The sequence below is a fragment of the Methanosarcina subterranea genome (assembly GCF_055385895.1).
In genome coordinates this window covers 2975651-2990719 of the sequence record NZ_AP042426.1, presented here as the reverse complement: position 1 = coordinate 2990719, position 15069 = coordinate 2975651, and the positions used below count along the sequence as shown (strand labels likewise).

Annotated in this window: 8 protein-coding genes and 1 tRNA gene; 3 read left to right on the top strand and 6 right to left on the bottom strand. The window is 39.3% G+C overall.

What is annotated here, in order from left to right; all coding sequences use genetic code 11:
• The first annotated feature begins 31 nt into the window (after window positions 1-31).
• Window positions 32-1372 (top strand): glycosyltransferase, encoded by a 1341-nt coding sequence (locus ACZ5A8_RS13125; protein ID WP_464529569.1) that lies wholly within the window; start codon window positions 32-34, stop codon window positions 1370-1372.
• Window positions 1373-1631: 259 nt separating this feature from the next.
• Here the strand turns inward: ACZ5A8_RS13125 and ACZ5A8_RS13120 are convergent, their stop codons facing one another.
• Window positions 1632-1976, bottom strand: a complete 345-nt coding sequence (locus tag ACZ5A8_RS13120; protein WP_229388301.1) for a hypothetical protein — start codon at window positions 1974-1976, stop codon at window positions 1632-1634.
• 719 nt (window positions 1977-2695) lie between these two features.
• Window positions 2696-3451, bottom strand: coding sequence for an MBL fold metallo-hydrolase (locus tag ACZ5A8_RS13115; protein WP_464529567.1), 756 nt, complete (start codon window positions 3449-3451; stop codon window positions 2696-2698).
• Window positions 3452-3547: 96 nt separating this feature from the next.
• Here ACZ5A8_RS13115 and ACZ5A8_RS13110 point away from each other — a divergent pair.
• Window positions 3548-3632: transfer RNA gene (locus ACZ5A8_RS13110), tRNA-Leu, on the top strand.
• A gap of 312 nt (window positions 3633-3944) precedes the next feature.
• Here the strand turns inward: ACZ5A8_RS13110 and ACZ5A8_RS13105 are convergent.
• Both ACZ5A8_RS13105 and ACZ5A8_RS13100 read right to left on the bottom strand, forming a co-directional pair.
• Complete coding sequence (locus ACZ5A8_RS13105) at window positions 3945-4307, bottom strand: GNAT family N-acetyltransferase (protein ID WP_464529565.1); 363 nt, start codon at window positions 4305-4307, stop codon at window positions 3945-3947.
• Window positions 4308-5564: 1257 nt separating this feature from the next.
• Window positions 5565-7115 (bottom strand): IS1182 family transposase, encoded by a 1551-nt coding sequence (locus tag ACZ5A8_RS13100; RefSeq protein ID WP_464529075.1) that lies wholly within the window; start codon window positions 7113-7115, stop codon window positions 5565-5567.
• Between the two features lie 1622 nt (window positions 7116-8737).
• Between ACZ5A8_RS13100 and ACZ5A8_RS13095 the strand changes: the two genes are divergently transcribed.
• Window positions 8738-9439 (top strand): type 1 glutamine amidotransferase, encoded by a 702-nt coding sequence (locus ACZ5A8_RS13095; protein WP_464529563.1) that lies wholly within the window; start codon window positions 8738-8740, stop codon window positions 9437-9439.
• Here ACZ5A8_RS13095 and mprF read toward each other — a convergent pair.
• Window positions 9436-12000: a bifunctional lysylphosphatidylglycerol flippase/synthetase MprF gene (gene mprF, locus ACZ5A8_RS13090; RefSeq protein WP_464529562.1), complete on the bottom strand. Its 2565-nt coding sequence runs from the start codon at window positions 11998-12000 to the stop codon at window positions 9436-9438. The genes ACZ5A8_RS13095 and mprF overlap by 4 nt on opposite strands.
• A gap of 511 nt (window positions 12001-12511) precedes the next feature.
• Entirely contained in the window at window positions 12512-14512 is a 2001-nt protein-coding gene (locus ACZ5A8_RS13085; protein ID WP_464529560.1) for a lectin like domain-containing protein, read from the bottom strand.
• Between the last annotated feature and the right edge of the window lie 557 nt (window positions 14513-15069).

Sequence of the window (15069 nt, the reverse complement as noted above, 5' to 3'; positions counted from 1 at the left end):
GAGTTCTGGGGGGATCTTTATTAGAATTGCTATGTTATCTCCGATTGCCTGGAGCACGCCGCCTAAAAAGTACGGTCCGTGGGAGGCAATGGTATCCTTATTAACCGAAGGACTGGTAAAACGGGGTATTGACGTTACGCTGTTTGCAACAGCTGATTCGCATACTGCAGGTAAGCTTCATGCAGTATGCCCGAGGCCGTACGAAGAAGATAAAGATATGATTGCAAAGGTGTACGAAGGCCTGCATATATCAGAGGTCTTTGAAAGGGCAAATGAATTTGACATAATCCATAACCATTTTGATTATCTGCCTCTTACTTACAGTAAGCTTGTAGATACGCCTGTTGTAACAACTATACACGGCTTTTCTTCACGGAAAATCCTGCCAGTTTATAAAAAATACAATAACAGTACTTTTTACGTATCCATAAGTGATGCCTATCGGTGCAACGAACTGGATTATACAGCAACGGTTCGACACGGGATAGATGTGGAGAGTTTTCCTTTTAATGATAATCCTGAAGACTATCTTCTTTTTATATCACGCATTCACAGAGATAAAGGCGCAAAAGAGGCAATAGAAGTTGCAAAAAAGACAGGAATGAAATTAAGAATGGCTGGCTTCATTGCAGATTCTGAATATTTCAAGAATGAAGTCGAGCCCCATATAGACAACGAGCAGATAATTTACGAAGGGCACGTATCCCAGGAGCGCAAAAAAGAGCTTCTATCAAATGCCCGTGCTCTCCTGCATATGATCAATTACGATGAGCCTTTCGGTCTAGGCGTGGTTGAATCCCTTACTTGCGGGACACCTGTAATTGCAATAAACAGAGGTGCCATGCCTGAACTGATCAGTGACGGAGAGACCGGATTCCTTGTAAACGGCGTGGATGAAGCTGCAGAGGCTGTCCAGAGGCTGGACACCATATCCCGCAAAAAGTGCAGAGAGAGCGTGGAAAAACGCTTCTCCGTTGACAGGATGGTAGAAGGTTATATCAGGGTATATGAGACAATCCTGGAAAAGTGTAAACGTGAGTCAAAAAGGCCCTGGGGTTTCTATGAGGTGCTTACCGAGAGGCCGGGGTACAAGGTCAAAAGCATTACTGTCCTGCCTCAGCAAGAAATATCACTTCAGCGCCATGCTCACAGGAACGAGCACTGGTACATAGTCAGCGGAGAAGGACTCGTAACTAAAAATGGTGACCAGATAAGGGTACTTGTAGGAAATTCTGTCGACCTGCCGGTAAACGAAATACATCGCGTTAGAAACATAGGCGGCCAGAACCTGGTATTCATTGAAATTGCGCAGGGAGATTACCTGGGAGAAGACGATATCGAAAGGTTTGAAGACAAATACGGGAGAGCATAGAAGGCTTATCCGGGTTTGTATTGATTTCTCCGGACCTTATTGATCAGTCCCTGATAAACTGTAGTCACTAATTTAAGAGCTGCATTCACTGATTTAGAAGCTGCATTATACTGCATAGAGTAAGTAAATGGTACCTGTCTGAACTCTCAGCACAGTACCAGAGCCTTTTTTAGCCAATTCTAATTTACTTAGTTCTAATCCTTACTTAATTCAATCCTTACTTAATTTTAATCCATTTTCTATGGCTTTTTCAGGTCTTTCAGGCAGGACATTCGGAATCTTCGTACGACTTCCTGACCTGAGCTGCAATCTCTTCACCCAGCCTTTCTGATACATTTTCCACAAAGAGGGTAATGTAATTAAAAGGCACGCATCCCAGGCTTTCTTCTCCTGATAGAATGAGTCTGACAAGGTATTCAAGGTCGTATCTGGATAGCAGCTTAATCCTTCTCAGGAAATCGGCTGCATCTTTTGAGTAATGGTTTGCCAGAGGCGGAAGGATAGAACGGTAATTCACTCCTGACCCTGAACAGAGATATCCTTCACACTCCGGGGCAACTGTTTTCAATATTCCAATATCTGTTTCCGAAAGTATTCTTGCCATATGATCACCACAATAGAAGCATAAGTCTGGTTAATTTGGCTAATTCTGGTTAATTTGGCTAATTCTGGTTAATTTGGTTAAGTCTGATTAATTTGGTTAAGTCTGGATTAGAGTTATTCCTCAACAAAAGATGTCTATTTTTATGCTATTTAAGGGATGGGGCTGCATGCCTTTTGATAGTTTCTTTATTTCCCGACGCAGCAGTAATATACTCCACCCGGTCCGAAAATACTTTCCTCACTCCTTAAAACCGTTTTTAAATTAAATTGCTTTCAAATTCACAGGCAATATACTCCTCTGCCAACCTGTCCGGAAGCCAATCAAAAGAAAAGAAAGGTAAAGAAGCAAAAAGAAGCCGAAAAAAAGTATTTTTCATATATTAGAAACTAAAACAGAAGGCACGGAAAAAAGTAAAGTTATACTCTTTAACATTTACCTTTTTTATGCCGTTTTTACTTTGTAGCTTTTCTTCTCTCCTATTTTTTCTTCTTTTTCGCGGAAAAGACCGCTCTCCTTCTCTTAGCGTGATAAGAACGACTTGATAAAGCAAATAATGTTATATGGGTCAGAAATATTTGTAGTTTGAGATATTTGTAATTAAGTCCTCCTGAGTGAAGTTCACTGCTATGAGCCATAAATTAGTCCTCTTGAGCGCAGAGAAGCGTAGCGAAAAGGACCTCGTGCTCCCGACGCGAAACTCGGGAAGCGAAACTCGGGCGTTACAGCTCAAGCCTCATAAGGTCTTCTGCAAGAATCACCTCTCCTTCAACATAGTCTTTGAGGCGGTGTATTGCTTCTCTTTCATGCCCTTTCATTTCGGGATAGAAATGTGTAAGGCAAATACTTCCGATCTCTTTGTTATAGTCTTCAAGCATTTCAGCCAGTGTGCTCGGAGTTGTGTGGTTTGTTACTTTTGTACCGGGAGGGAAGGAGCATTCATGGATCAGAAGGTCGGCTTCAACTGCAAGGTCCATTATATTCCTGCAGGGCTCGGTATCCCCTGAGTAAACAAATTCTCCATCTTCTGCAGTCACGCGGTATGCCAGAGTCGTGACGCTGTGGGCAGCAGATGCACAGGTTATCTCGCAGTCAAAACCCTCAGGCGTAAACTCCTTTCCGGGAGTGAGCTCTATAACATCCACGTCCACTTCGTCCTGAATATACTCGTAAGCCCCGAGCATCTTTGATAGCCAGTCTTCGGTTCCGTCAGGTCCATAGATCTGCATATTGGTCTTTCCTCTAAGCCAGTTTGCCTTCAGGAGGGGAACCAGGTCAGCTACATGGTCAAGGTGAAGATGTGAAAGAAGTACGGTATCCACTTCGGTATGTGAGATTCCGGCATCGGGAAACCTGCTTAAGACGCCGCTTCCACAATCGACAAGCAGAGGTTTTTCCTCAAGCCTGACAAGTACTCCGGACTGTACCCGACCCTTCTGAGGGATCGCAACTCCAGTGCCAAGAAATATAATCTCCATAAGGTAGAGAATAAACTTTAAATAATTTAACTTTATTTAGAGCATGTCCGGATGATGAAATTCTGCGGCTCAAAGTAAGCCAGCTTTTCTCCAGGCGCGAGGGTTGCCCAGCCAGGCCAAAGGCGTCGGACTTAAGATCCGATATCGAAGGATTTCGTGGGTTCGAATCCCACCCCTCGCATCTGTTTTTGTTAACTCTATTCTGGGAATATATATCTACACAGTTGATATTTTGGACAACTGAAGGTAAGCAGTTTTTTTAAAGTAAAAATTAGTTCAGTAATTCCTGCTTCTCTAGGAGGTCTATTTTTAAATTAAAAATCTTTTTCCTCCTTCCCTTCGAAAATCCTTTTATTCTTACACATTTGTATTTAAATCTTGACTGTTTCGGTTCTGTGAAGTCTCAATTGACCGATCGTTAGTGGCTTTGGTTAATGATTTTGGTTAATGATTTTGATAACTATCCTGTTTTCATGGAGGAAAAATTAGAGGATTACTGAGTCCATTTCTCCAGGTCTAATCTCAGGAACAATCTGTCGCGCCCCTGTCCATATTCATTCTTGCGGTATTCTACAAATTCAAATCCAAATTTATCACAATAAATATGCCGGGCCCTCGAATTGTCCGGATCAACAGTTAAAACAACGGTAGAGATTCCGTCATTTTTCAGATGTAATAGGGATTGTAACATGAGATGGTATCCGTGTCCTTTTCCTTGACTTTCTCCTTCTATTGCTATCTCCACCAGATAAGCAATTTCTGGATTATCCCATGCTCTCATAAATATGGCAAAACCTTTCAAGGAATTACAGGTAAAGAGACCGAAAACGTGTCCAAATCGGATAAAAGGTACCAATGACCAGTTACTAAGTAAATTCTCATTGAATGCATCAGAATCAATTTTAAATATTGCCTCTATATTTTTTTCGTTTTTCTGAATTAATCTAACATCAAGTTCTTGCTCGTTTACATTGTTAATAAGCTCAACTCCTTAATTACGTGCTCCTATCCAAATAATTCATTTTCTATCTTTGCCCATGTTCAATCGTGCTTGATTTTGTATCTCAGGTTCATACAGTCCCATAATTACTCAAAGTACCCAAATCAATTCTGGCATATATATCCTGTTTGGAAAATTTAAATATACTATCAGAGCTGATCCCAAAACTCAAAATTACTCTTACGAACTTCGAATTTGGAATAGTCAATCGAGGTTCGGATCATCAAAATAGTTCTAGATATAGGAATGAAAATGGTTTTGGGATGGGCTCTCATACTATCAAAAGCTCTCTCAATATTTTTCTATTTTTTCTGGATAACAGATAAACTCCGCTTAACTTTCACGAGTACATTCATTACAGCAACCCGAGATGAGAATGAATTAGGGGTAACAGGTAAACTTCGTTTAACTTTCAAGAGTACAGCACAAATTTTGGGAAATTATTCAAAAGGTTGTATCTTATTTCAATTACTTAAAAAGCACTTATGAACAGATTATGCAAGGGTTATTTGCCAGGCCGAACATGATTGGATTAAGGTTTTATTAAAGGAATTCGCAGGTTCAAATTCCATCATCTTATTTTTTAAAAGGGATATGATACTTGTAACTCGAATTTTTTGTGTAGTAATGCAAAATTTTTGTACAGCCGTTATTTTTTGTAAATGCCATAGACAAAATTAACTTCTCTTTTGATACCAATAAGGAATCATAAACTGATTCATTTCCATTTCATTTCATGATTATATTCTGAATTTATGGAATATTGCATTATTTTTAAATATTTTCAATTTAGCCTCAAGTGCCATTCATAGGAGGAACTAGACTAGGATTAATGTGCTGAGAATTGGCGTCAATGTAATTGTCTTAATGTGGCCAACAGTCTTGCCAACAAATTTACCATTCATTAAATTTTCGCTCAATAAAAGATGAACGTAATTCTTGATATCTGTCATTATTGCCGATAGTAGAAGGAGTTAAATTATGTTTATTACTATGGGAGTGCAGAGGGTCACGAATACCCTGACCTTTACAGGCTGTCCGACAATTACTGTTAGTAATGAAATAAAATCGTCTGCTAGTAGATTGGAACTTTTTATGAGATTTGTTTTCTATTCATCTTGCTAAAATATTAGAGTGAAAGTTCCATTTATTTCTATTTTCCCTTCCAATGATCTTGTTTTTATTAGAGTAAATCCAGATTTTCCTTAAATTAACTGAGGTACAAACTAAATTAAATTCGTTCCTGACTGATTTCAATCCTCTGGTTAGAAATTCTCTAAACCCTAAATTCTCTTTATAATTTCCAATTACAGGTTCTACTACCTGCTTTCTTTGCCCATATATTTTTCTGAATTCTTCTGTTTCCATTTTGTCGGCTAATTGCTTTCTTTCTTTTGAAAATTCAGCTACTTTTAAGTGCCTGATTCCATCCATCCTTTTTGTACAATTTTTGCTAAATTCACATTTTTTGCATTCAGTTCCTTTATAAAGTCTGTATTTTCTCTTCCTTTTTTTCTCATAACCCTCATACAAAAACTTCAATCTTTGATTTTCAGGGCATATAAACTCATCATTTTCTTCATTATACTCAAAATTACCAATATCGAATCTGTTGTCTTCAACGTTTTCTGTTCTTTGTTTATCTACTTCTTTTTGCTCTGGAATATATACATCCAATTTTTTATCGTTCAAATAATGAATGTTATTTCCGCTATAGTATCCACTGTCTGCACATATCTTAGTACCTTCTTTTAAGAAACCACAATTTTCTTCAACAAGTTCGATCTGTGGTTTCAATTGATAAGTATCAGTTCTATCTTGACAGATATTATTTGCAACAATAAACCCCAGTCTATGGTCCACTGTTATTTGAGCATTATATGCCAGTTCAAATACTCCCTTTTTGTTTTTCATAAAACGAGATTCTTTATCAGTCAAGCTTACTTTCTCAATACTGTCCTTTTCAAACTCATTAAGTGCTTCCTTAACGATATCTTTAATCTCTTTTTTTCGGTCGTTAGAATTATCCTTATTTACTTGCTTTATGTACTTCGCAACTACAGCTTTTACCTTGTATCTTCCACTTTCATTTAATTGATCATACCCACGGCAGTTACCAAAATGTTCATCCTCAAGTTTGTCTACTTCAATACCTTTTTTTAATTCATTGTTGACATATTCTCCAACAACTCTCAAGACCTCTTCCAAAACCACATTATTTTTTGACGCAGAAGCTTTTACCATGGATCCGTCGGTGCTTAACTGCTCGAGACCTATTACTCCTAGATCTTTAGCTGCCTTAACTGTGTTTTTGAACAATTTAGTAATCAGTTTCTCATTTTCTTTTCTGAAGTCACTGATTGTTCTGAAATCAGGTTGTAGATTTTCAGCCAAATACATGTAAACTACATTTTCTCGAACATTGCGAGCTATCGCTCGCGATGATCGAACTCTATCAAGCATCGATTGAATCAAAATTTTACACATTATGCATGGATGATAAGCTGGGTGTCCAGAACCATCATACCTTGTTTCAAATTCACTGAAATCTATTTCATCTATAAAAGACTCAATCAAGTAGCAGATATGATCTGAAGGAATAAGATCTCGAATATCTGGAGGTAAAATCCAAATTTGATTCTTTGATGATTTGATAAACGCCATAAATCAAAATATTCTTTTGAGAATTATATAATTAGAATCATATTCTATATTGTGGACACTAATTACCCAAGGTAATTGTCGGACAGCCTGTTTAGGGTGGGGTGGCCGCACGCAATTTGATTTTTTGTTCTAACATGATGGTATCACGTTCCTGAGAACTATCCGCGGTAAGAGAATCAACATTCCTTTCATTCTATTTACGGAAGTAGGAGAAGAACTTATGCACCAGGCAATAGAAAATGGTGCAAATCCTTTCATTCTGAAAACGAGTGATCCAAAAACTCAGTATTCAGAGTTATCAAAACGAATCTTGCAGATTATAAATAGCAGTGCAGACCTTAATCAGGTCCCTGGTAACCTTTTTCTTAACTTTTCTATCCACATGTTTTTAGAATTAACACTCCTCTCTTTTTACTGCCTCATACAAGTGGGAAGGAGTTATTCTGGATATCAAAGGACGAAATGAGGCTATCTTAAGATATTTCAAGTTTTTGACAGCAAGCACTTAGCTTTCTATCAATGTAGCTTCACATCTCTAAAAGCGCACTAATTTGTCTTATTGATCTTATTGATCTTATTGGTAGGTCCAATAGATAAAGGTTCAACTGATAAGGGTCAACTGATAAGAATTAAACTTATACGGGATTTGAAGTGAAGAAAATCTGTATCTTTTCACACTCTTTCTTTTTTAGATAGCTTATTTAACATGATTAAGAAACTGGATACGAATATTATAGTTATCAATATCATATTTATGGGGCTGCTTATACCTGTACTGACAAAAGGGCTGGTAATAGAATAAGCCGCGTTGCGCAGCCCGTAGTAAGCCGATTCCAGAATCAATGCTAAAAGAGATATCAAACCAGCTATCAGAAAACTGCGTATTATAGTGTCAAGTTTCATTGTCTATCATCTTTTAGAACATTCTGGAATATAAATAAGTTTATTTCGATTGGGTGTTCGTAAATTTTCCTCGATAGATGAAAACACCCGTGAACCGCAGCACGATCATACGATATTTCTCGTCTCGTGTTTGTGAGTGGGTCGGCACATCTCATGGGAAATAAAGGTGTAAAGATTGGACGCCTTTATAATTGATTTTTGAGCATAAAGGAAAACTGATTGGCTCTATATGCAGAATCCTGAACTTTGAACTATGTGCCGTTATTAGCTATATGAAACCCTTCCTGTCACGCTCGACGCAGTAGAGCAGCCTACCCAAAAAAAAGAGAAAGCTGATAAAATCAACATAAAAGATTACTGAAAAAGTCAAAAATGAAAAAAACCAAAATCCCATCAAGGAGCAAATAAAAAGCTAAAACTATCTGAAAAATCACTCTTTCCAACATTTATTTTTCAGTTTCAATTTTCTTTTTTTTAAGGGTCGCCAGACGAGCTGGCGGAGGTGTTTATATGTAGCTGTAAATTAAAATGCTGTTTCCGGGCTCGAGAGATATATTTCCCGGACTAGGTAGTGAATTTCTTTACAGTTTTTCTATAGGATTCTCTATAGCATTCTCGTAAACAGCATCAACCGACTAATCAAGAATCACCCATTTTTCCATGTTACAGATGAATGGAAAACTCTAAATGTTCACGTCTCAAAGTTAAACTGATTATCTATGAAAATCCACGTTCTCCAGCACTCCGCCCTTAACACCCTTGGTACAATTGAAGAATATGCCAGAACTAAAAACCACCTCCTTGAGTCAACCCGTTTTTACAAAATTACAAATCCACCTTCGTTTGACTCTTTTGACCTTCTAATTATTATGGGCGGCCCTATGGGAATTTACGATTATGACGAAAATCCCTGGTTGAGAGACGAAAAAGCCTTTATCAAACAGGCAATCGAAGCAGGAAAACCAGTTCTTGGGATCTGCCTCGGCGCTCAGTTGCTTGCCGATGTGCTCGGCGCCCGCGTCTATGAAAACAGGCATAGGGAAATGGGCTGGTTCCCTATAAAGGCGGTAGCAGTAGAAAATAAACCTGATTTTGTCAAAGGGCTACCGGAAGAGATCGTAGTTTTTCACTGGCATTCCCGGACTTTTGATCTGCCCGAGGGAGCTGTGCACCTTTATGAAAGTGAGGGATGCAGGAACCAGGCATTCATATATGACAACCAAGTTTTGGCTCTGCAGTTCCATCCTGAAGTGCATGAAGAGAGGGTCAAGTCCATGATAGGGCGGTTCGGAAATGAGATGGGGAACGGGCCGTTTATTCAGAAAAAAGAAGAGATGGTGGGGAAGGAGAAACATCTGGCTGGAACGAAAGAATTTATGTTTATGGTGCTGGATAAGTTCGAAAAAATTACGCATTCTTAAAAGAGATCTTTCATCCCTGAGATCAGGGCTGCGATATCTTTCAGAGCAAGGCTCTTCTTAAACCCTGTCGGGAGAGCAATGTACTTCGGGCTCCAGATTGGATTGAATTTTTCTTTATATGCCCTCAGACCTTTATAGTTATAAATATAGTCGCCGTTGGCAAAGATTAAAGACCCGACTTTATGCCAGAGGGGGGCAAACTGCCTTTTTTCAAGGCCTGAAAGCGGAGCCATTCCTAGGGAGAAGTGTTTGTATCCGTTCTCTTTTCCCCAGAGTATGAGTTTGACAAAAAGGTAATCCATTGCCGGAGCACTGGATTTGTAACGCATCAGGTCGATACTGAATTCTTCTGCGCCTGCTCCTGTCCAGATATTTGTAAAGGCAACGATTTCTTCTTCGTTTCTGACAATCGCAAGAGGAAAATTACTTAGATATTTTTCGTCAAAAAATCCTACTGAGAATCCCTTTTCTTTTCCGGTTTTCATTTCCAGCCAGGCATCTGAGACCTGTTTAAGTTCAGGGATGAGGGCAATTGCGTCTTCTGGCCGGATAATTTCAAACCAGTAACCTTTTTTTTCTGCATTTTTCACTGCATAACGGAAATCTTTGCCTGCACTTCCTTCCAGTGTAAAGAACTCTAAGGGAACTTTTGCTTCTTCCCCTATTTTGATCAGGGTCAGTCCAAGGTCAAGGTAAATAGGGATATGTTTTTCACTTATTTCGTAAAAGACGGCTCTCCCCTGATGCAGCTTGCTCATTTCATAGAAGTCCCAGATCAGCTCTTTTATCCTGTCACTCTGCCCGACAGGGTCTCCCATAGCAATCCAGCTCTTTCCTGAGACTCCGTACATCAAAAAAGCCTTTTTTTTGTCATCAAAAAGAAGGTATTTGTCACCTGTAAACGCCAGGTTTCCCAGGGGTTCCTTACTGTCCCTTACAATCGTTTTTGCGAGCTGCAGCTCTTCAGCTCCCGGGAGGTGGATATCCTTTGAAAAGGGGCTCAGCATTTTCATGACCCCGAGGATCAGTAGGAGGAAGAAGACTCCTACTACGGCTCTCAAAAAGCTCGATGCCTGGGAATTTACCCCGAACTGCCACCAGAGTTCGTTTGAGTATTCCACATTCCTGTATGAGAAAAATCCGAGCCAGATAAAGCTTACAAGCACCAGAGTTATTGCAATTATATTTTCCCTGCTAAAAGACTGGTGCAAAAGTGAAGACTTCCTGTAAAAATGCTTCCTCGAGGGAAACAGGAGGACAGACATAGTAAAAAGCACTGCAGCTTCATGATAATCAAAGTCCTTCAGAAGGGCAAAGCCACCTCCCAGTAAAAGGACTATAAGGGAGAGCACATAAGCCCCGTCGATCCTCTTCCATAGCCCGTTTGCCAGAAGTAGGAGTAATACACCTATTATACTTCCAAAGAGCCTGGAAGCTTCAATCAAAGGAAGAGGGACCATGTATGTGATTTCATGCAGATACCTGGGGTTTGAAGGCAGGGCTCCGGAGAAGAGAAGGGAAATGCCCCCAAAAAAGATCAGGATCGAAAAGACCTGGGGCGTTATTTCCGACAGGCTGGAATAGGTGAGCTTTCCGGCTTTTTTCAGAAACTCTTTTTTCTCTTCAAATTCGTGAAATATAAGAGCCAGAAAACCGAGCAGGAATGGGACAAAATAATAGATAAGCCTGAAGAACACAAGAGGCTTCAGGATATCGACCGTGCCGAAATAAGGTTCCAGCATAAACAGCATGGCAGTCTCAAAAACAACGAGCCCACCAGGGACAGTGCTTATCAACCCTATCAGCTGCGCCAGCATGAAGAATACGAGCACATGTAGCAGAGTAAGCTGCGGGTTTGAGGGCAGGAGGAGATATATGATACTACCTGGAATCAGGTAGTCCCCGGAGGATAAGGCGAGCTGCAGGAGAGCAATTTTTGGCTCAGGGATCCTTATCTTATACCCCCTTACCTCAAGGTCCCGTTTTCGGAACGAGAGATAGAAATAAGCAGCAACAAGCAGCAGTAACAGGATTCCTACGACATTTAAAGGAATAGGGATCGCAGGTGTATAATTCGACAGTTTTACAGGATAAAATGTGAAAAGCAAGCCTGCAATAAAACAAAATCCTACCCAGAAGGTAGAGACGCTAAAAACTATGATTTCCCATACCTGACTCAAGCTCAACCCATATCCTGAGTATAGCCTGTAGCGGAGAGAGCTTCCTGTCAGAAAATTAAAGCCCGCAGTGTGACTGATAGACTTGCTGATAAAAGAGGTTCTTGCGGCCTGTTTATAAGGCAGGACCTGGTTGATATGGCGGGCTGCAAGGTAATCGTAACCTGTCAACACGGCATAACTTAAAAAAGTTAAACCTATAGCGATCCCTATATGGCTTAGAGGAATACCGGCAATACTTTCCAGAACATAGCTCAGACGCAGGTGGTGCATCTGTTTATCCAGAGTCCATAAAGCCAGGGCAAATATGATAGCCGGTAAGAGATAACTGACAAACCTTTTTACTTTAAGGGCTTTTTCCTGTGTACTATCGTTTTGTTTCATCAGGGTCGAGTATCCTTTTTGAATTATAGGCTCAGAATTTAGTATGAGAGTTAAAATCTGATTTGAGTCAAGGATCTGGCTACAGTTAAGAATTGGATTATAATTAAGAATCGAAGCTCACAATTAAAAATTTATAATGTTGCACTTACTATGTTAAAGTAAATATATTTTTTGCCAGTAAAAAAGGAAATCGTCTGTTACCTGGCTTATATTTTCGGATTTCTTTTCTCAGGTTTTCTATATCTTTCTTTTTAATTTGAGTAAGTCTTATGAGGTTAGAGCTAACGGAATTTCTAAAACTTTAAATTAGAGGAATAAAAAGAGATTAAGTGTTTTTGAAATGATGTTCATATGGATAAAAGTTCTGTGATTTCACGATTTGTCAATAAAAAGGAAACTGCCTGAACCCAAATAGAACTTCAGGCATATTTCCCGGCAGCTGGAATTCGGAAAGCTGCCCAAATTATCTCATATCTTTTTAGCCTTTTTTATTATTTTTTAATTTAGTCTTTCATTTTTTGGAGACCAGAATATATTTGGACTTTGTTTCCGTGTCCGTTCCATTTATATTGTTTACTGTTAAGCTGACGGTGTATTTCCCAGCTTTATTGTATTTGTGAACCGGGGTAACAGCTGTTGAATATGTGCCATCGCCAAAGTTCCAGATTCTTTCTGTTGCATTTTCCGATATGTCCGTAAACCGTACAGAAAGGGGGGCATAACCCTGTGTAACATCGCTGTAGAACTTAGCTACAGGAGGTAAGGGCTGTTCTAAAACAGTTATTATACCCAGTTTTGAGTCCGTACCATTCTCATTGGTTACAGTCAGATTAACGGTATAATATCCTGGAGCTGAGTACATATAAACCGGATTTGCTTCTGTAGAGTCTATGTTTCCGTCGTTTTCAAAGTCCCAGCTTCTTTCTGTTGTATTTTCAGATAGGTCAGTAAACTGTACAGACAGGGGGACATAACCCTCAGTAACATTGGTATTGAAATTTGCAACAGGAAGCAAAACAGGGTTTGTAAAAGCCTTGATGCATACATTTGTATTTGGATAAGATGCATTGATATTTGTCCAGGTTATCCCACTACTACTTATAAAGCTCTCTCCTGAATTTGCTTTTGCTTTACTGCTCCAGTCTTCTTTAGGCTTTTCCAGGGCGATCAGGAACCTGTATGTAGGATTTGTAAGTTTCAGAACGACTGAGAATTTTTGGCCGGTCATAAGCCGAACTTCGGAATCAAGGGGTATTGTATGGTAGCCTGCAGTTAAGCATGTCCCGTTTTTGGAAAGAACAGGGCCTGCCTGACTTATGGGACCGGAACCCGGATTGGTATAAATATAAATTTCATAGTTGCAATTTGAATCTGTTGTATAGAAACTTACAGCTTTAAGTGCCTCCTCGGAATTTGCAGTAAAGACATTTGCACACCATGCAGTGGGGTTAGTGTATCCCAGGCTGGAGACCCACCCAAAGGGATCATACTGATAGATGTACTCATAATTATCTGGATTTTCAGCAGTGAAAACAGAACTCCCATTGCCTGCATTTGAATCATAGTAGGATACATAGAAATATCCACTGTCACCCCAGTCTGAACCCCAGCTATTTTTCATAATAAATGCCCCGTCTCCTGGAGGAACCTGAGAAAATCGATTTCTGTCAAAAGAGTCGTTCCAGCCCACAATGGCTACAGCGTGGTTAGGTATCAAGGCTTCATCATAGTAATAGCTGTAATTAGCAGGAGAATAAAAAGTGGAGTTATTATAATAGTACATCGAGGTATATACTGCCCCATATTTCTGGACTGCCCATTTTATCCCCTCATTATCCAGAGAACCTGCCCTGTTAGGAATAAAAAGAATGTCCTGTATATGCTTCTTTATGGGCAGGCCTTCTGGAGAAACTCCTGACGAAGTTGAATAGGGGTCATCACTTTCCTTCACGGGTCCGCTCCAGCGGCTCAGGTAGGCAGCTGCCTGAAGTCTGTTTCCTCCGCCATTGGGATCGCGGTCAAATCCTTCCGAATATGCAGAAGAAAGCAGATTTTTCATGTTGTTTTCTGAAAAGTCCCAGTTTTCTCCAGGCTTTAAATATGATTCCAGAGAGGCGTAGCTTGCAAACGCCCAGCAGGTCCCTGCATTACCCTGGTCTTTTACAGTTGTTACTTTATCCAGGGTTCTCAGGTCATAGTAAGCTGGGACAGATGAGTCTGCGACAGAAATATCGCTAATATAAGAAAGGTCAAGGGGTGCAGGTATAAGGCCAGATTCATGTCCATCCAGGGAAGGTTCCGGTTGAGGGGAAATATTACTCTCCTGATATTCGATAAAGTCAGGGTTTTCTGGCGCGAGCTCAGGATTTAGAGCGATTTCAAAACTTTGAGGATCATTTTCCGCCACCGCTACCGATGAGCCGAGTATCAGAAATAGGACAAAGAGTCCGCTAAAGATTGCAGCTCTTTTTATTATATTCTTATTGTGCTTTATATCGATATTTTTTTCCATGTGCATCTCCTTTTTAACTTTGTAAAAACTTTCATCCAAAATATACAAAAAAATTCAAAGTTTACATTTAATGCATGTATACTCATTTAGTTTTATAAATAGAAGAAAATATTAGGCAGATACATGCCTAGTTTTTTAAAAAAAACAGGTACTAATGCTGGAAGAGTATACATGCTAAAAAAAGTCGGTGATATATATTATTTTTTGGTCTGATTCATATTCTTCTGATTTTATTCTTATTTTTTAAACAAAGCGCAAATATATTTGCTTATATTATTTTTATAACTATTTACAAAAAACAGTATCTTCGACCCTATTTTGTGAGTTATAAAGTTAATTCTTCTGTCTGAACGATATATAAAAATATTATTTCAGTACAATAAAGTATAACTGTCTGTAAAGTGGGCAACTGTATAAGTCCTTTGATGTAGACACGGGATCTTGCTTCAGAACTGATCATCCTCCAGCCATATAATGGTGCGCTCTCTCGTAAAAAAAGCAGTTAGTTCTGTTTGAGAATAATTTACTCTTTAGACATAAATTGGTAAAGCCATAAA